14 protein-coding genes are annotated in these 18,751 nt (G+C 59.0%); 10 read left to right on the top strand and 4 right to left on the bottom strand.

Features of this window, described 5'->3' with window-relative positions; translation table 11 throughout:
- The first annotated feature begins 135 nt into the window (after positions 1–135).
- Positions 136–1,677 (top strand): sulfatase family protein, encoded by a 1,542-nt coding sequence (locus tag ACYQ2I_RS09410; protein WP_460166756.1) that lies wholly within the window; start codon positions 136–138, stop codon positions 1,675–1,677.
- Positions 1,678–1,802: 125 nt separating this feature from the next.
- Here ACYQ2I_RS09410 and aroF read toward each other — a convergent pair whose 3' ends face one another.
- Together aroF and ACYQ2I_RS09400 are read right to left on the bottom strand one after the other, a co-directional pair.
- The gene (gene aroF / locus ACYQ2I_RS09405) at positions 1,803–2,849 is read right to left on the bottom strand and encodes a 3-deoxy-7-phosphoheptulonate synthase (RefSeq protein ID WP_460166755.1); all 1,047 of its coding nucleotides are present in this window, start codon (positions 2,847–2,849) and stop codon (positions 1,803–1,805) included.
- Between the two features lie 420 nt (positions 2,850–3,269).
- Positions 3,270–6,830 (bottom strand): DUF1559 family PulG-like putative transporter, encoded by a 3,561-nt coding sequence (locus tag ACYQ2I_RS09400; RefSeq protein WP_460166754.1) that lies wholly within the window; start codon positions 6,828–6,830, stop codon positions 3,270–3,272.
- Between the two features lie 360 nt (positions 6,831–7,190).
- Here ACYQ2I_RS09400 and hisD point away from each other — a divergent pair, with 360 nt between their 5' ends.
- The 3 genes from hisD (at position 7,191) to hisB (ending at position 10,321) form a co-directional block, all read left to right on the top strand.
- Positions 7,191–8,558 carry a histidinol dehydrogenase gene (gene hisD, locus ACYQ2I_RS09395; protein ID WP_460166753.1) on the top strand — a complete coding sequence of 456 codons (1,368 nt, stop codon included), beginning with the start codon at positions 7,191–7,193 and terminating at the stop codon, positions 8,556–8,558.
- A gap of 46 nt (positions 8,559–8,604) precedes the next feature.
- On the top strand, positions 8,605–9,660 hold the full coding sequence (gene hisC, locus ACYQ2I_RS09390) for a histidinol-phosphate transaminase (protein WP_460168410.1): 1,056 nt from the start codon (positions 8,605–8,607) through the stop codon (positions 9,658–9,660).
- Between the two features lie 73 nt (positions 9,661–9,733).
- Positions 9,734–10,321: an imidazoleglycerol-phosphate dehydratase HisB gene (gene hisB / locus ACYQ2I_RS09385; protein ID WP_460166752.1), complete on the top strand. Its 588-nt coding sequence runs from the start codon at positions 9,734–9,736 to the stop codon at positions 10,319–10,321.
- 45 nt (positions 10,322–10,366) lie between these two features.
- On the opposite strand, the gene nadC is transcribed toward hisB, so the two are convergent.
- Positions 10,367–11,296 (bottom strand): carboxylating nicotinate-nucleotide diphosphorylase, encoded by a 930-nt coding sequence (gene nadC / locus ACYQ2I_RS09380; RefSeq protein WP_460166751.1) that lies wholly within the window; start codon positions 11,294–11,296, stop codon positions 10,367–10,369.
- A gap of 192 nt (positions 11,297–11,488) precedes the next feature.
- On the opposite strand from nadC, the gene ACYQ2I_RS09375 reads away from it, so the two are divergent.
- Positions 11,489–11,941, top strand: a complete 453-nt coding sequence (locus ACYQ2I_RS09375) for a ComEA family DNA-binding protein (RefSeq protein ID WP_460166750.1) — start codon at positions 11,489–11,491, stop codon at positions 11,939–11,941.
- A 1-nt stretch (position 11,942) separates the two neighbouring features.
- Here the strand turns inward: ACYQ2I_RS09375 and ACYQ2I_RS09370 are convergent, their stop codons facing one another.
- The gene (locus ACYQ2I_RS09370; protein WP_460166749.1) at positions 11,943–12,776 is read right to left on the bottom strand and encodes a PP2C family protein-serine/threonine phosphatase; all 834 of its coding nucleotides are present in this window, start codon (positions 12,774–12,776) and stop codon (positions 11,943–11,945) included.
- A gap of 471 nt (positions 12,777–13,247) precedes the next feature.
- Here ACYQ2I_RS09370 and ACYQ2I_RS09365 point away from each other — a divergent pair, with 471 nt between their 5' ends.
- The 5 genes from ACYQ2I_RS09365 (at position 13,248) to ACYQ2I_RS09345 (ending at position 18,683) form a co-directional block, all read left to right on the top strand.
- Positions 13,248–13,562, top strand: a complete 315-nt coding sequence (locus tag ACYQ2I_RS09365) for a hypothetical protein (protein ID WP_460166748.1) — start codon at positions 13,248–13,250, stop codon at positions 13,560–13,562.
- Between the two features lie 486 nt (positions 13,563–14,048).
- Complete coding sequence (locus ACYQ2I_RS09360) at positions 14,049–15,347, top strand: diphosphate--fructose-6-phosphate 1-phosphotransferase (protein ID WP_460166747.1); 1,299 nt, start codon at positions 14,049–14,051, stop codon at positions 15,345–15,347.
- Between the two features lie 92 nt (positions 15,348–15,439).
- A complete protein-coding gene (locus ACYQ2I_RS09355; RefSeq protein ID WP_460166746.1) occupies positions 15,440–16,306 on the top strand; it encodes an HAD family hydrolase in 867 nt (288 codons plus the stop codon).
- Between the two features lie 67 nt (positions 16,307–16,373).
- Entirely contained in the window at positions 16,374–17,825 is a 1,452-nt protein-coding gene (gnd, locus tag ACYQ2I_RS09350) for a decarboxylating NADP(+)-dependent phosphogluconate dehydrogenase (protein ID WP_460166745.1), read from the top strand.
- 66 nt (positions 17,826–17,891) lie between these two features.
- Positions 17,892–18,683 (top strand): SDR family NAD(P)-dependent oxidoreductase, encoded by a 792-nt coding sequence (locus ACYQ2I_RS09345; RefSeq protein WP_460166744.1) that lies wholly within the window; start codon positions 17,892–17,894, stop codon positions 18,681–18,683.
- The last annotated feature ends 68 nt before the right edge of the window (positions 18,684–18,751 follow it).

Genomic DNA, 18,751 nt, shown 5'->3' with positions numbered 1-18,751 from the left:
AAAGCGAGTACAACAAAGCAAAAACGACCTGCCGAATCGGGATTCCAAGAAAGTCTTCGCAACGGCGGTGTTGCTCGGCAAACGCCCTCGTGACACCCGCTACAACACGTTTTTCCAACGCAGGATGTTCCGATCATGAGCACACTTCGACGTTTCACGGTCCGACTGCCTGTCGTTCTTTTCGCGGCAGCCATCGCGGTTTGCATGTTTGCGAACCAAGGGCAGGGGGGCCAAAAACCGAACGTGGTCATCATCTACGCCGATGATCTCGGCTATGGTGACATCGGCTGCTACGGCGCCACCAACGTTCCGACCCCCAACTTGGACCGACTCGCGTCGCAAGGATTGCTTTTCCGCGACGCCCATGCGCCGGCGGCCACGTGCACTCCCTCACGATACGCACTCTTGACCGGCGAATACGCGTTTCGGCGAAAGGGCACCGGTGTTCTGTCGGGAGCTGCGGCTCTCATCATCGAGCCGGGACGAACGACTTTGGCCTCATTGTTTCACGAGGCCGGATATCGCACGGGCGTCGTCGGCAAGTGGCACTTAGGCCTTGGGAGCGGCAACCTCGATTGGAACGGCAAGATTGCTCCCGGCCCGCTGGAAATCGGGTTCGATTACGCCTTTCTGATTCCTGCCACGGGCGACCGAGTCCCGTGCGTGTATGTCGAAAACCATCACGTGGTCGGACTCGACCCGAACGATCCGATCCAAGTAAGCTACGGCAAACCGATCGGAGACGATCCCACGGGAGCCGAACACCCCGAATTGCTCAAGTATCCGTTCAGCCATGGTCACAACAACACGATCGTCAACGGCATCAGTCGCATCGGATATATGAGCGGGGGACACGCGGCCCGCTGGGTCGATGAAGAAATAGCCGACACGATCACCGCCAAGGCGGTTCGATTTATTGAAGAAAACAAGGACAGGCCCTTCTTCCTGTACTTCGCCACCCACGACATTCACGTGCCGCGATGTCCCCATCCGCGATTTCGCGGAAAGAGTGGCTGCGGACTGCGGGGCGACGCGATCGTCGAATTCGATTGGTCCGTGGGCCAAATCATGGACACGTTGGATCGCCTCGGGCTGGCCGACCACACGTTGCTGATCTTCTCCAGTGACAATGGACCGGTCGTCGACGACGGATACGCCGACGGCTCTGTCGAGAACTTGAACGGCCACACGCCCGGCGGCCCATTGCGGGGCGGCAAGTACAGCATCTTCGAAGCAGGCACGCGGGTACCGATGATCGTCCGCTGGCCGGGAATCGTAAACCCCGGCGAAACCGATGCCTTGGTGTGTCACGTCGATTTTCTGGCTTCGTTCGCCGATCTGCTCGATCGTCCGCTTCCCGACGACGCGGCACCCGATAGTTTCAATGTCCTACCGGCATTGCTGGGGCAATCGCCGAAGGGACGTGAATACCTTGTCGAGCAAGCCAAGACCCTCGCCTTACGCAAAGGACCGTGGAAGTACATTCGCCCGTCGAACGGTCCGAAAATGAACACCAACACGAACATCGAGTTGGGTAACGATCCGCAACCTCAACTATACAACCTCGCAGAAGACATCGGCGAGCGAACGAACCTTGCCGAAAAGTACGAAGAACTGACTCGCTCGCTCGGGGAAAAACTACAACAAGACACGGAGGCAGGGCGTACACGACCGTGAGGTGACCCGGCCGAATCGATTCACGAGAGCGCCCTATCTTAAATCAGCGTCCAATCACCCGCGGCCGTCCTTACTGCCCGCTACGGCAGTGCAAGAGCGGCCGTCTTTCTTTGCCCACGCAGTCGTCAGTGCGCGGCCGTTACGGGAGAATCGGCGGGTTCCAATGTCTTCCCCACCGCGTCGGCCACGCGACGCACCAGTTCCATGGTTTCTTCGAATTGCTGGAACGTGAGGGACTGGAAGCCGTCCGACAGTGCCGTTTCCGGCTGCGGATGAACCTCGATCATCAATCCGTCGGCCCCCGCGGCCACCCCGGCGGCGGCCATTCGCGGCACCAACGAGGCGTGACCGGTTCCATGGCTGGGATCGACGATGACCGGCAGATGCGTTCGTTCGTGCAGCCAAGCCACCGTCGCAAGCGAAAGGGTGAATCGGGTATGCGATTCGAACGTTCTCACGCCGCGTTCGCAGAGCATGACCTGCTGGTTTCCCGAATTGAGAATGTACTCGGCAGCCAGCAACAATTCGTCCGGCGTGGCCGCCGGTCCCCGTTTCAAGAGAACAGGTTTTCCGGCGACGCCCACGGCTTCAAGCAGCCGGTAATTCTGCATGTTCCGCGCGCCGATCTGGAGCACATCCGCATATCGAGCGACCAAGGGGACATCGGCCGGCGTGATGACCTCGGTGACGATCGGTAACCCGGTTTCGGCGCGGGCCGCAGCCAGAATTTTCAATCCTTCCTCTTTGAGCCCCTGGAAGCTGTACGGACTCGTGCGCGGCTTGAAAGCGCCGCCGCGAAGCGCGGTCGCTCCCGCCGCCTTCACCGCCCTCGCCGTGGCCAGCGTCTGCTCCTCGTTTTCCACCGAGCACGGACCGGCAATCACTCCCAAGTGCGAATTTCCCGCGACGAACCCGCCTACCTGGACGATCGTCCGCTCTTTCTTCACTTCTATGCTGGCCACCTTGTACGGCGCCAAAATCGGTATGACTTCGGCGACGCCGGGGCCGCTTTCCAGCGAGGCCCGATGCTCGTCCCGCTTGTTACCGACGGCCGCAATCACCGTTCGCTCCTCGCCGTAAATGGGATGAGCAGTCAATCCCAATTGCTCGACGCGGCGAATCATGTGTTCGATTTGTTCCTTGGTTGCGTCGTGTCGCATCACGACAATCATGGTAAAAGTCTCCTGAAAGGTTCTCGATCGGGGTCCGGCGTTACGGTTCCCTTGGAGTCTTCATTGCTGTCTCGAACGGTACGGAACCACGAAAAAACCCCGACATCCCACGGTGGGTTGTCGGGGCTTGTTTGTCTTGTCGATCGTTGGAACGGCTCGATCTACAGACCACCTCCGGCCCCGCAACCCGGCGGGCTAAAATAAAACCAGAAGTAGCCGAAAAACGTGCCGTTCATCGGTATTCGATGCTGAGTCCCCAAAGAGTCAAAACATTCCTCGCTACTTGTTCCATCGGTCGGCAAGTGCCAACTCGTTTCGGATATCTACTGTTATTTTTGCGTAAAGTGCCGTTCGAGACAAGCGCGTTCTGTGAAAATTGGGAGAATCCTTACCGCTGTTACCGTGTCAACTGTTACCGTGTCAACGCGAGTCGGAAGGAGCCTCGCTTTCCGGGGGTACGGCCTGCTCAGGTAATCCAAGCTCTTTGTCGCCCCATTGGACAATTTGGCGAATCACCGTCGGCTTGTGTCGCACGACGAACGTCCGCGCATCTTCGTCATAAGCAATCGCGGCCTCGCTATTCCGATTTTCCCAAGACTCGGGGGCATGGTTCGTCACAATCGCTTCCCGAATGCGGCCTACCGTCCAACCGGCAGCCAAGAACTCGTCTACCGGGAACCACGCCCACACATCCCGATCGGCAATCGACGGTAACGTGATCTCGATCGTGCGATCGTCGACTGCCCGCAGACGCCCCTCGAGTTGTATCGCGAACTGCTCCAGCACTGCGCCCAGCGGCTGTTTCTGCATCGCGAAGGTCATCAACCGATTCGGTCGAACGCCGACCGCTCTCAAGTTGTACCAATCGGCGACGACCGTCAGGTCGGTTTCTGCATTGATGTCGGCCAAGATACGCTCGCACGGAACCATCTCGTACCGAAGAATTGTAACGGGGGTGTTCAGCGATTCGTCCACCGCCAACCACGGGTTGATGCGGCGCACGTCTCGCCAAGCCACGGGCCCGGCTGCCGCCATCCTCCGAAGCCGGTTCCACTCCTCCAAGAAGCGACTCAATCGCGCATGAACGAGGGGCGTCTGGTTGACGATCCATCCGTCACCCGCGACGCGAATCGTTCCATCGCCCCCCACATCGGCCCAAGTTGATGGAGCCACCATTTCTTGGGCGATCTTTGCCGCCGCTTGCCATTCGGTTGCCGACTTGCCCGGCAGACGATCCGCCCCGTACTCGATTTCAATCACCCGCCGTCGCTCGTCCGGCAAGGTAAGACGGACCCCATAATCATCGGCACGAACCTCCAATCCCAGCGTCTCCGCCAAGGCGTCGAGGGCCGATGCAACATCCGTCTCTTGCAGAACGATATCAGGCACGCTACCGGCCGATTCGCCCACAGCCTCCAGGGCGTCCAAGTCAAGCGAAATCGGTACGCCGGTCAGCCGAGAGAGGACACCGATGAACTCGCCCAACGTCGCGTTTCCCGATTGCAATTTCGCCGCCGACAACGACAAGCGCGCAGCAACGTCGATTGCCGGCAATTCAACGACTTCTCCCGGTTGAACATTTGGGGCCCCGGAAGGCGTCGCCGATTCGACGTCGCCTGGCTTCGGTGGTTTTTCCTCTTCTTTCGGCATATCGAATGGACGATAATCCTGCGCGGGAATGAGCACATCGACAGTCGCCGATTCGCCCCCGTTGATCGTCGCCAATTGTTCGAGGACACGATCATCCACATCTCGGCGAACAAACCGTACCGATCCATCCGCCATCAACGCGAGCATGCCTCCCGGCTGCCCACTTCCGAAGCCGTCGGGACCATCGACGTAAGGCGGTTTGGTCAGCGATCGTGCGGTCGCCGTCCCCCCCGAAGCCCACGGTCCGCGATTCGCCGCCGCCCCCAGCACGGCAATGGTGTTGCTGGCACCGTCGCCGATATCCTCCAATCGCGTCCGGCGAACAAACGAAAAGACGCCCGCCTTCGGATCATCGGCAGGCAGCATGCCGGCCCCCTCGCCGACGCCCGTCACGCCCACGTAGTGTGTGTCGGGGTAGGGGGGCAGAGCCGTCGTTCGCCCGAAAACCGGATTGATCACCTCGGGCAGCTCGCGACGAGCGATCGGTCGATTTTGCACACTGTTCCACGAATACCCGGGTTGTAACTGCTCCGACCAGTCCAGATGCCCCATGTAGGGCAACATCAAGGCAAGCCAACTCAATCGCGTTTGCGGAGGGACGAGCCCGCCTCCGACGGCAGCGGGGGGAAACGCTTTCTCGGCTTTCAGATAGGCGGCACACGATCCGCCCAACGCTTCATGTCGGCGGCAATCCAGCGTATATCCCGCTGCAGCTCGATGTTCGCTGAAGACCGGCAGCGCCGCTTCGAGCACCGTCATCTTTTCGTCTTCGATCAGCTCGCGCGGTAAGCGGTACCATACGTCGGCGTCGATTTGTTCGCACTTGGCTTTGTTCAGCCCCTCGCGCAGGTTCGTCAACACGAGATCGACGACCGAGGCCGCATCGGCGGGCAAACTTCCCGCCTTCAACCGCTCTTGCAAGAGCTGTTCTTGACGATCCAACAGCGGCAACACGCGTGCCGACATCTGCTGGAGAGCGTCGTACACCCGTTTTGCCTCTTCCGGGGTCTCGCAGCGGAAAAGAAGCGCAAGTGCCTCCTCGTCTAGCGCGGTTGCCGCCACGAACCAGCGTCCGACCGCCCAGACCGTGTGCCACGCCTCGGCGGAATCGGGATCGACATCCGCCCACCAGTCGGGCAAGCGTCGACCGGCCTTTCGCATCGCCTCCAAGTCCACCGCGAATAGCCGCTCCCCGCTCGACGGCGGCAACCGTCCCGGTGCCCACGCCGGCGAATCACCGTCATCTTTCAACTCCGGCATGCGCGGCAGGCGACGCAACAAGTCGTCACGCCCGGTCACCAGTATCCGCGAATCGACGACGACAACAGGGTGCGACCACTTCGTACTCGCGAATCGTCGCACCGGTTTCCCGTCCACCGAAAAGGGAACCGCTTCGCCTTCTACGGCAAGTGCGTTCGCGTCGTGCCCTTCCCTCAGTTCCAGCACGGCCACACAAGATTCCGCCGGATGGGCCGCATCGACGCAAGCGAAGGTCACATACTCGACGGCGTCCGGACCGATCCGAAGCGTACCGAGCAAGTCGGGCCATAGTTCGGCGAATTCACTGTGGGGAAATTCGATCAGCTCGAAAACACGAGGCCAATCGACCAACCGCCCGTGCATCACAAACACCGAGTCTTGTGGTATCCAACGCACATACTCGGCTGTTTCCGCTTCAACCAGAGCCGGTTCCTCGACCGTCGCTTTTTCACTGCTTACCGCCTGCGGAGATTCGGAGGGCGCAGGAACCGTTTCCGGCTTGGAGGTAGGCGTCGGAATCCGGCGAGGCAACGCAAACCAAACGGCGATTCCGACCACCAACACGGCCGCCCCACCTCCGACAAGGTACAACCAACGACGTGCGGCCGCCTCGATCGGTGAGACATAGTCCGGTACGTCCGCGGCTGAAGAATCGGCGGCATGTGTTTCGCTCGATTCACCAGCAGCGAGGCTCAAATCCTTACCCGTTTCCGCGGGCGGTTCGGATTGCCGCTGAACGATGTCGGCCGCCGTACCCCCGACCGCCGCAGCCCCGACAGGCGAAGGGTCGCAGCGATTCGCAGAAGACTTTTCCGCCCGCTCCGGATCAACCTGTGCGCGAATTTCCTGCGGTTGGGAGGAAGCAGCATCGCCCCCCGTTCGCGGCAAAGCTTGCTCGGGTGTTGCCGAAGCTTCCGGTTCGCTGGGTATTTCCCAACCCGGTGGCGGCGTCACTTGGACCATGCTTTCACACTTGGGACATGCCACGATCGCCCCGATCACCGACGGATCCCGGACCTGAAGCTTCGCTTGGCAGGTCGTGCACGTGATGACAAATAACGGTCGGCCCATGAAACGCCATCCATCTGTTCGAGTTTTGCCGACTCCACGGCAAGTCCGTCCGACTCACAAGCAGGCAACGCCCTCGATCACCGAGCGTCTCCGTTCCCCCCATCCTCCCACAAATGTAGTACACAGCAATGGGAAATCCCAATGTGGTTGCCGATCGTGCACCTGCCGCTCGATTGCCGTTTTGAAATCGACGAACCTCCCTGGTAAGACGTTTCTCGCTTTGAAAGGGTTCCGAAGCTGTGACCGCTCTTGGGGCTTTTCCGTAACCGACGGCTAGATCACAATGAGAGGGAATTACACACGTACTCTCGCTTTTCGTCGCGTTGAGAGCGCCCACTTCGCCCAGCAAACACCAGATCAATGACAAACGCACTAAACATTCAATGGTTCGACAGCAGCCGTGACGATTTTGCGGCCGGGCTGTCCGCTTTGCGCGAAAAACTGAGCCCTCGCGGGGATGTCGTCAGCGAGTCGGGAAGACGCCGCACGATCGAAATCTTCGGCGAAGCCCTTTCCCCAAACGACGTGGTGAAAAGGATTTGCAACGATATCGCCGAACGCGGATGGACCGCACTCGAACACTATTCACGAGCCATCGACAAGTTCGAAGCAACGCCGCAAACGATCCGCATCGCGCCGGAGGCGATGGAGGCGGCTCACGCGGCCTGTCCTCCGGAACTTCTCCACACCGTCCGTCGAATCCGGGACAATATTCGGGAATTCCAAACGGCAATCTTACACAAGGATGTCCGCTTGGAACGTGCCGGCAGCTACCTCGTCGAGCGATATCGCCCGATGCGACGCGTCGGTTGTTGCGTGCCCGGAGGCGCCGCAGCGTATCCGTCGACGGTACTCATGACGGTCGTCCCGGCCCAAGTGGCGGGCGTGGAGGAGGTGGTCGTCGTCGCCCCGCCCACCGAATTTGGGGCATTGAACCCCGACATTCAGGCCGTTTGTTGGGAATTGGGGATTCGGGAACTGTACGCGATGGGCGGCGCGCAGGCGGTAGCCGCTTTGGCCTACGGTGTCGAAGGGATCGAACGGGTCGACAAGATCGTCGGCCCCGGGAATCTGTTCGTTGCCTTGGCAAAGAAGCACGTTTTCGGGGAGGTCGATATCGACTCGATCGCAGGACCGAGCGAAGTCGTCGTCATTGTCGATCACACGGCCGATCCGAAGTTTACCGCTTACGATCTTCTTGCTCAGGCCGAACATTCCCCTGGGGCAAGTGTCTTGATCGGATGGGAGGAAGACGTTCTCCGGTCGGTGTTAGACTGCTTGGCCGAAGCGATTCCAGGACTCGAGCGGGGCGATCTCGCTCGCGCTTGCCTCGAAGAATTCGGCGCCGTCATCCTCGTGCAATCTCCTGAGGAAGCCTGCCGTATTACCGATTTGGTAGCGCCTGAGCACTTGCACATCGTGACGGAAAACGCCGAGGCGATGGCCGAATCGATTCGCAACGCCGGAGCGATATTCCTCGGCAACTATACGCCGGTCGCCGTCGGCGACTACGCGGCCGGGCCGTCGCACGTGTTACCGACAAGCGGTACGGCCCGATTCGCCGGCGCACTTTCGGCGAACGACTTCCTCAAACCGACCAGCGTGATTCATTGCGAGGCCGAAGGCCTGGCATCGCTGGCCGACGACATTTGCCTGCTGGCCACGCGCGAGGGATTGACCGCGCATCGCGCCAGCGTTGAAGTTCGATGCCCGCAGAAAAACGCCTGATTTGATGACACTGCTCGTTCCGGGATGGGGCACGTTGGAAAACTCCATGAACTTCCGCAAGACGATCCTTTCGATGGCCGGCTACACACCGGGTGAACAACCTCAAGACGGCCGGTACATCAAGCTGAATACGAACGAAAACCCGTATCCTGCCTCGCCGAAGGTATTCGAAGCCATTCGGGCGGTTCTCGAAGGGGGACTTCAGAAGTATCCGGATGCTTTGGCTACGCCTTTTCGGATTGCAGCGTCGAAGGTTCTCGGCGTCGATCCCGATTGGATTCTGGCGGGCAACGGCAGCGACGACATCCTTACGATCGTCACTCGCGCATTCGTCGAAGCGGGCGATGTCGTCCGCTATCCGCGTCCCAGTTATGTGCTGTATTCGGTTCTAGCCGAGCTTCAATCGGCTCGAAGCGAGGAGGTTCCTTTCACAGCCGACTGGCGATTGGACGATTCGCTCTTCGACGACACCGAGCGTCTTCGTCTGGTCTATCTTCCCAACCCGAATAGTCCGACGGGCACGCTGATTCCTCCGGAAGAAATCCTCGCGCTGGCCGATAGACTCCCTTGTCCCTTGCTGGTCGACGAAGCGTATGTCGACTTCGCGGACACGAACTGTCTCGATTTGGTCGCGAGAAACGAAAAAATCCTCGTCTCGCGGACGTTAAGTAAGTCGTACGCCTTGGCGGGGCTGCGGTTCGGCTTCCTCGTGGCTCAACCGCACGTCATCGAGCAACTGCGCAAAGTGAAGGATTCGTACAACTGTGACGCCCTGTCGATTGCCGGAGCCGCGGCAGCCATCGAAGATCAACGCTGGCTGGCCGACAATCGCCGTAAAATCCTTGCAACCCGCAAGAAACTCAGCGTCGCCTTGACGGCACTCGGCTTCACTTTGACCGACTCTCACGCGAATTTTGTGTGGGCCACTCGGAATGATCGGCCTGTACAGCCGATCTACGAGGAATTGAAACGCCGCCGGATCCTTGTCCGATACATGAATTACGAAGGTTACGGCGACGGATTGCGAATCACCGTGGGGACCGACGACGAAATCGACACGTTGCTCAGCGAACTCGAAGACATCTTGGCTTCATCGACGTGAAGCGGCGCACGCTCAATCGCTCGGCGCTTTCCGTCGCTCGGCAAATCCAGCGAACGATCGAAAAGGCACCTCTATGCCTCGAACCGCCCAGATTCAACGACGAACCTCGGAAACCTCCATCGAAGTTTTACTCGATCTCGACGGCAACGGACGCAGCCGCATCGCCACCGGGGTCGGTTTTTTCGATCATATGTTGACACTGTTCGCCAAGCATGCGGCGGTCGATCTCGAGATTCGAGCCGACGGCGACCTACATATCGATCAGCACCACACGGTGGAAGACGTCGGCATCGTTTTGGGAACTGCGTTTGACCGGGCGTTAGGAGACAAAAGCGGCATTCGCCGGTACGGGCATTTCACACTGCCGATGGACGAAACGCTGGCCACCGCGGCCGTGGATTTCGGGGGACGACCGCATCTGGTTTTTCAAGCTCGATTTCCCTCACCGAAAATCGGGCAATTCGACACCGAACTCGTTCGCGAATTTTGGCAGGCGTTCACAAACAAAGCCGCGGCAAATCTGCATGTGATCGTTCACCACGGAGAAAACGGTCATCACATCGCCGAGGCCGTGTTCAAAGCGACGGCACGCGCCGTTCGCATGGCACTCGAACCCGACGGACGCATCAAGGACGTTCCCAGCACGAAGGGAACGCTGTAGCCGTTCGGGCTGCACGGCCGCTTCCATCGGTCCAGCGCGGCACCGTCAAGCCCAATCGAGGCCCAAATCGAAACAAGTCGCCGAGTGCGTCAACGCCCCCACGCTGATCCGCTCGACACCGGTTTGGGCGATCTCGCGCACGGTCTCGAGCCGCACTCCACCGGAAGCCTCCAACTCGACATGGGGCGCCGTCCGATCGCGCAACGCGACCGCCTCGGCAAGCGCGTCGCAGCTCATGTTGTCCAACAACACGACGTCCGGGGCAGCCTGCAACGCGTTTGCCAGTTGATCGAGATCATCGACTTCGATTTCGATGATCAAATCCTCGAGCTCTTGGGCCGACAAACGTTTTTCCAGATAGCTTCTGGTTCTAGCCACGGCTTCTTTCGGTACCGCGGAAGGCGGAAGTCTCCATAGCCTTGCCCCGGCGGCTCGATGATTGTCTTTAATCAGGACGGCAGCCTCGAGATTGAGGCGATGATTGAAACCGCCGCCGCAGCGCACGGCGTACTTTTCCAAACGTCGCCAACCCGGCGTCGTCTTGCGCGTATCGTAGATTCGGGCGCGGGTCCCGGCTACGGCGTCGACAAAGCGCCGCGTGGTGGTCGCAATGCCGAACAGGCGTCCCAACAGATTCAACAACACGCGCTCGACCGCCAGCAGCGCCCGCACGTTGCCCTCGATCCGGCCGATCGGCTGTCCCGCCCTGACGGGCTGCCCATCCCGAACGAACGCCGTCCATTGCAACTCGGGATCGCCATGCCGGAGCACGTCGGACACCAACGGCATCCCGGCGGCAATGCCGTCGCTTCGAGGAACCAGGTCGGCTGCTCCGGTCAGGTCGTCGGGCAACAACGCCCGCGAGGTAATGTCGCCGGCCGTCCCCCAATCCTCTTCGAAAGCCCACGCAATGATGCGGTCGGCTTCCGATTCGACCTCGCGGCTCCATTCAATTTGTCGAAACTCTTTTTTCACGATCTCCCCTCGCAGGCATCTCGATACGATCCCCGAATTCTCCGTGCATTGTACCCCTGCCCGCATCGCCCGCAAGGCAATCGATGCGCCCGCTCGGACGAGGTCTGGTCATTGGGCAAACAATCCGATATGTTGTCGATCTCGAGATCGACATCGTCCATTTCCGCCGGACGATTCTTATTGGGGCAACCGATGGCAGACCAAGCTTCTCCCGACACCAAACCGGAACCTCGCGAACCGGAGAAGGCGCTTCTATGGGAGTTCGTCGACCAACCCTCAATCGCCGTCTTGACGGTGATTTGGCTGGTCGCCGGAATGCTTTGGTATGCCTGGGCCAATCTGGGCAGTCGTGAAACAATCGAGTTCGAAACCGCCGCGGAACTATCGTACGAGTTTCAGGTCGACATCAACGAGGCCGACTGGCCCGAACTGGCACAACTTCCCGGACTCGGAGAAACGCTGGCCAAGCGAATCGTGATATCGCGCGAGCAAGATGGACCGTATCGGCGTCTGGAAGACCTCACGCGGGTAAAAGGTATCGGGCCTCGGACCTTGGAGCGGATTCGCCCGTATCTGGCACCTTTACCGTCAATTTCGACCACCGCCGAAACGACAAGCGAGGGAATCGCGACACGTTACCCTTGAATCAACGGAATTGCGCGACGATCAATGTTCGGTCGTCGGTTGCGCGACCGCTTTCAAACTGAGACACTTCCGAAAAAATTCGCGCCGAGGCATCGGGCACTTCCAAGTCGAACGCCGACAAACAAATACCCATCAAGTGTCGCGTACCGATCGGCCGCCCTTGGCGATTCGGCGCTTCCGTCAACCCGTCGGTATATAACACGAGTCGATCGCCGGGCCGAATGGAAACCTGGTCGGAACACGGCTCCTTACTATTGCCGACTCCGATCCCGACCAGGGGGTTTTGACTGTTCAGGAAAAGGCCGTCGCGTCCCTCGCGTTTCAACAGCATTCCAGGCGGATGCCCCGCGCCGCACCACGTCAATTGCTTGTCCGCCAAGTCGATACGCGTGATGAAAAAACTAAAAAACAAGCCGCAATCGGGCACGAATTCATAAAAGAACTCCATCAACGATGAAACGATGACCGATGGTGCCAAGCCGTACAAGATACCGTGGCGGACCTCGCTGCTAATCCGTGTCGCTAACAGGGCGGCCCCGAACCCGTGGCCGCAAACATCGCTGATCGTCAGGTAGCACGTGTCGCGATCCGAAAACCGAATTTGGCAATAGTCGCCACCGATTTGATCCAACGGCTGATAGCGCACATCCACTTCGATGTCGGGATGCTCAACCGAGCTGGGCAACAGACTCTGATGGATACGAGCAGCTACTTCCAGTTCTGTGTGAAGTCGCTGAAGAAACACGGCTGCGCGATCGAGACCGCCATCGTACTGCGACGGGGGGCCGGTCTCGCGCCCGGGGCGAAGCCATTTCGCGGGATTCTTTCCATCCATCTCGGTTCTCCGACATCGTGCGGTCGCCCCTTGAGCCTTTGAACTCCTACGACAACACTTCGTCCGTCATCACCCTTTCTTGCTTTCGCGAAAGATCACTTTTACACGGCGTCCAGCAGCAGTTCCCAATGAAGACGCACGAAAAACTGATGAATTATATTTTTCGATCGTTGTCACGCGTACCACCAGATTGGCGGCAGAATGCCATATTCCCCTGGCACGCGATCGTGCAACATCCCTCTTTCAAGTCGCCCGTCAACGCCACGGCCGAACCCAACCGGCGCACAAATCATTACCTTCCTCAAAATCAATACAAGCTACGCTAGTGGAACGCCGGAAAGCCTCTCCACCGATTTGCTTGGAGACTCTCAGGGGCTATGTTTGGCTGAGAAGAAACCGACGCGTATTCCTGCCGCGATTGTGCCTTCCCCAAGTATCCTCCCTGTTCATCCTCCGCAAGGAGCCGATTTCATGTCCATCGACGCGCGACGATTTTCCGATGCAGCCCAGCGTATGGCCGCCAATCTCGAAAAGGTCGAGCAAATTGCCGAAAGCCTCGACAGCAAGCTCGACGCAATGATTGCGGCCACCTGCGAAGACGATCTCGTCTCGTTGGCGGAACTTGGCGACAAGACGGCCCGTTACACGCTGGAACACGGACACCACCCCATGTTGACCTTGCTGGCACATCGCGTGGCCGACGAGGCCAAACGCGGTAACGCGGTAGGCGCCAAGCGGGCAATGATCCGCCTAATCGGCACGGCAGGACGGGTCGGCGACAAGTAGGCGTTCAGCACCGAAGCCCCCTAAAAGAGGCGACTTTGGGCGGCGAACGTAGCGTCGTGTTTCCCGATTTGATATTTTATCACCATCCTTTTCTCTATTCTCGTCGAACGCGCCGTCGACGGGCGTTTGTCGACATCCTGGCAATACCGAGACAACTGCAAACACCTATTCTTTCCGATATTTGCCAATCAAGAGACCAATTGGTTTTCTGTTGATTGTTCCCGGACGCCGAATCATCTAGAATCGGATTCTCGATTGCTGGAACGGTCGTTCTCCGGCCCCAGGGACGGTGCTCCGCCGATCACGTCTTTCGGCTGTCGATACGTGCGCGTTGAACGGCCGGCTTGCATTACGACTCGCTTTTTGTGCCGTCGAACCGACAAGTTGCCTGCGCGCCGACCTTCGGAAACCGCAGCGAAGGTCTACCAGGCATTCCGTCGTATCTCGAAACAACACTTCCTCAACCTCCAAGGAGCTGAATCGAGCATGAGCGGGAAGAAAAATCTCGTCGTCGCCCAAAGCGGCGGTCCAACCTGCGTCATCAACAGCAGCCTCCAGGGGATCATCGAGGCGTGTCGCGACCTCGATGCCATCGGAACGGTATACGGCGCCTACCACGGAATCGAAGGCGTCCTCAAAGAAGAGCTTCTCAATCTTTCTTCCCAGTCTCCGGAAGAGGTTTCCCTTCTCCGGTACACGCCCGTCGCCGGTTCCATCGGGACGTGCCGCTACAAGTTGCGGGAACACCAAACCGAAGATTTCGAGCGCGTCATCGAGGTCTTCAAAACGCATGACGTCGGATATTTCCTGTACATCGGCGGTAACGATTCAATGGATACCGCCAACAAGATCGCCAACTTGGCGGCCGAACGCGGACTCGACTTGGTGGCCGTCGGCGTCCCGAAAACCATCGACAACGACGTCGGCGATGCCGAGTTCAAGCTGATCGACCATACGCCGGGCTACGGGTCGGTTGCCAAGTATTGGACGCACATGATCCAATACGCGAACGAAGAGAACAACGGGTCTTGTCCCGCCGATCCCGTGTTGGTCATTCAAGCGATGGGACGGCGGATCGGATTCATCCCGGCAGCCGCCCGATTGGCCGATCCGAACCGCGAAATGCCGCTTCAGATTTATCTGGCCGAGCGATCCTGCCCGTTGGAACAACTGGCCGACAACGTCAACGATCAGCTTCGCAAATCGGGACGGTGTATCGTCGTGATCAGCGAAGGTTTCAAGGTAGGGGATCTCGGCGAGGTCCGCGACGCATTCAACCACGTCGCGTTCGGATCGAGCAAGATGAGCGTGTGCCAAGTGGTCGTGAATTATCTCAACCAGGTCGGATTGGCCACCAAGGGAGCCGCTCGCGGCAATGTGCCGGGTACCGACCAACGCCACAGCATGGCCTACGCATCACCGGTCGACCTCGACGAAGCCTATCGCGTGGGCCAAAAAGCGGCCGTCTTGGCGGCCGCCGGTGAATCCGGGTATATGGCAACCATCTTGCGTGAACCGGGGCCCGTCTACAACGTGCGATACGACAAAGTTCCCTTGCCCGAAGTGGCCAATAGCGAACGAACGTTCCCCGATGCCTGGATCGCTCCCAACGGTTACGACGTGACGGATGATTTCATTCGCTACGCGCGCCCGCTGATCGGCAACGAAATGATATCGCTGCCGGTGATCGACGGGCGGCACCGCCTCACTCGCTTCGAGCCGTTGTTCGCCGAAAAGAAGCTGCCCGAGTACGTTCCACAGGCCGACCGCCCCAAGAACGACTAGAGGCTGCGTGCCGTTTCGGGAAAAAACGGCCGGCTTTACCCCGTTCCGGACTTCTGAAAATCATCGGTCCCAATAGATTCCAGTGAAAAGCCATGATCGAACTCGAAAAACAACACGATTTTTTGGTCGGCATCGACTCCGACGGTTGCGCTTTCGACACCATGGAATTGAAGCACAAGGAGTGCTTCATTCCGAACATCATCAAGTACTACAAGCTCCAGGGTGTCAGCAAATACGCCCGACAGTGTGCCGAATTCGTCAATCTGTACTCGAAGTCTCGCGGTGTGAACCGTTTTCCGGCGTTGATCGAAACCCTGGAGCGGCTGTCGCGGCGTCCCGAAGTGAAGGCCCGGGGAATTCCGATCCGCATCCCGCAGGCCGTCAAAGATTGGATGAGCAAGGAAACTAAGCTGGGCAACCCGGCTTTGCAAAAAGCCGTCGACGAGACCGGCGATCCGGAGCTGGCGCACGCCTTGGAATGGTCGAAGGCCGTCAACGACACCGTAGCCGACATGGTTGAAGGCGTGCCGCCGTTTCCCTACGTCCGCGAATCGCTCGAAAAGTTGTCGCAACAGTGCGATGTGGTCGTCGTGTCGGCCACGCCCGAAGAAGCCCTCACCCGCGAATGGCAAGAACACGGTATCGATAAGTACGTTCGGCGTATCTTCGGCCAGGAGAGCGGAACGAAAAAGGAACACCTGTCGCTGGCGAAAAACTATGCGCCGGGACACGTCCTCATGTTGGGCGACGCGCCCGGTGACTATCGGGCGGCGAAGGCGAACGGGGCCTTGTTCTTCCCGATCAACCCCGGCCACGAAGAAGATAGCTGGAAACGATTCTACGAAGAAGGTATCGATCGGTTCCTCAACGGAACGTTCGACGAAGCCTACCAGCAAGAGTTGTTGGACGATTTCGACAAATATCTGCCCGCCGATCCGCCGTGGGTTGAAGAAGCATAATTGAGATCGATCGCCGACACGGGCATTCCTCGTCCCCCGAAAACCAAATACTGTAGGAGCACACATCATGTCCGAAAAATGTGACATTGCCGTTATCGGCATGGAAGTGATGGGCCGCAATCTGGCCTTGAATATGGCGGATCACGGCTTCAAGGTAGCCGTGTACAACCGCACCGCCAGCAAGACGAAAGACCTCGTCGAAGGTGAAGGAAAAGACAAGTCACTGGTCGCCTGTTACAGTCTGCAAGAGGTCGTCGATTCATTGTCGACACCCCGCAAGGTAATGCTGATGGTGAAGGCGGGCAAACCTGTCGACGCGGTCATTGCCGACCTCGTACCGCTCTTGTCGCCGGGCGACGTGATCATCGACGGCGGAAACTCGCACTTCTCGGATACGATCCGCCGGACCAAGGAGATCGAAGAGAAGGGGCTTCTGTTCATCGGAACCGGCGTGTCGGGGGGAGAGGAAGGAGCCCGTCACGGTCCCAGTATCATGCCCGGCGGCAGTGAAGCCGCCTGGCCGTTGGTGAAGCCGATCTTCCAAGCCATCTCGGCAAAAGTCGGTCCCAACAACGACATTCCGTGCTGCGAATGGGTGGGCTCCGATGGAGCCGGCCACTACGTGAAGATGGTTCACAACGGCATCGAATACGGCGACATGCAGTTGATCTGCGAAGCCTATTGGATCTTGAAACATATCGCAGGGCTGTCGAATGCCGAACTGTACGACGTGTTCGCCGAATGGTACAAGGGCGAACTGAACAGCTACTTGATCGAAATCACGCGGGACATTTTCAGCGTCAAGGATGCCGAAACCGGTAACGATCTGGTCGATATGATCCTCGACGTCGCGGGAGCCAAAGGTACCGGCCAGTGGATGAGCCAGCACGCGTTGGAAATGGGCATCCCGAGTACGTTGGTCACCGAGGCCGTGCACGCCCGCAACCTTTCGGGCCTCAAGGATGAACGCGTCGCCGCATCGAAGGTTCTCGGCGGCCCCAAACCGGCGCCCTTCGAGGGCGACAAGCAAGCGTTCATCGAACAGGTTCGGCAATCGCTGTACGCCTCGAAGATTTGCAGTTACGCCCAAGGCTTCGTGCAGATGCGCGAGGCGGCCAAGTTGTTCGGCTGGAACTTGAATTTCAGCGAGATTCCGATGCTATGGCGCGGGGGATGCATCATCCGCGCCGTTTTCCTCGAACGCATCAAGGAAGCGTTTGACGCCGACCCGGAACTGTCGAACCTTCTCCTAGCCCCGTATTTCAAAGAAGCGGTCGAGAAGGCCCAACCGGCGTGGCGCAACGTCGTGTGCACGGCGATTCGAAACGGCATACCGGTCCAAGCGTTTGCAGCCGCGCTGGTGTACTACGATGGATTCCGTTCGGCCAATCTTCCCGCCAATTTGCTGCAAGCACAGCGCGATTACTTCGGCGCGCACACTTTCGAACGCGTCGACAAGCCGCGGGGTGAGAAGTTCCATGCCGAATGGCTCAAGCTGCGGCGTACGCCCGACGCATGAGCCGACGTCGGTCTTCACACGTTCACAAGACAATTTGGGCGATCTGATCAGAAAGGGAGCCTGCCCATGCCGAAAACTCCTGCCGAATTTCTCGAAGAACTCTTCGGCCTGTCGGGCCAAACGGCGGTCGTCATCGGCGGTGCCGGTGAGCTCGGCGGTGCATTGTGCGCCGGATTGATGCAAGCCGGTGCCAACGTCGTCGTCGCCGACTTGAACGAACAGGCCTGCCAATCGCGAGTGGCAAAGCTTCGTGAACACGGCGATCACGTGCGGTACGTGACTGTCGACGTAACGAAGCGATCGTCCCTGGAAAACCTGCTCGACGAAGCCAAACAAGTGACCGGCCGGGTCGAAATCCTGGTCAACTGCGCCGGTATCAATCTAGGGACGCCGTTTTTGGAACATGATCCCGCGAAATGGGACCAGATCATGGCAGTCAACTTGAAGGGGACGTTCGAGGCCTGCCAGGTATTCATTCCCCACATGCTCGAGATCGGCGGCGGATCGATTCTCAATATCGGAAGTGTGACGTCGCATCTTCCGCTGTCGAAGGTGTTCGCTTATGCCGCCTCGAAGGCCGCAGTGGTCAACCTCACTCGCGGCATCGCCCAAGAATTCGGCGACAAGGGTATCCGCGTGAACGCGATTTGCCCCGGCTTCTTCCCTGCCGAACAGAATCGCAAGTTGCTGGACCAAGAGCGTATCGACAACATCATGAAGCACACCCCGATGCACCGATTCGGTGAACCGCATGAATTGGTCGGTGCCGCGTTGTGCTTGCTGTCGCCCAAGGCAGGCAGCTATATCACGGGTGCCGCATTCAACGTCGACGGCGGCTTCACCTGCGCTTGGTTCTGACGCAACAGGGCTACAGGTTTTCGAGAACGCCGGACGGCCTTTAGGGCCTCCGGCGTTTTCTCGTCGTG

The organism is Thermostilla marina (assembly GCF_054657455.1).
This window is presented reverse-complemented; position numbering and strand designations above follow the sequence as displayed.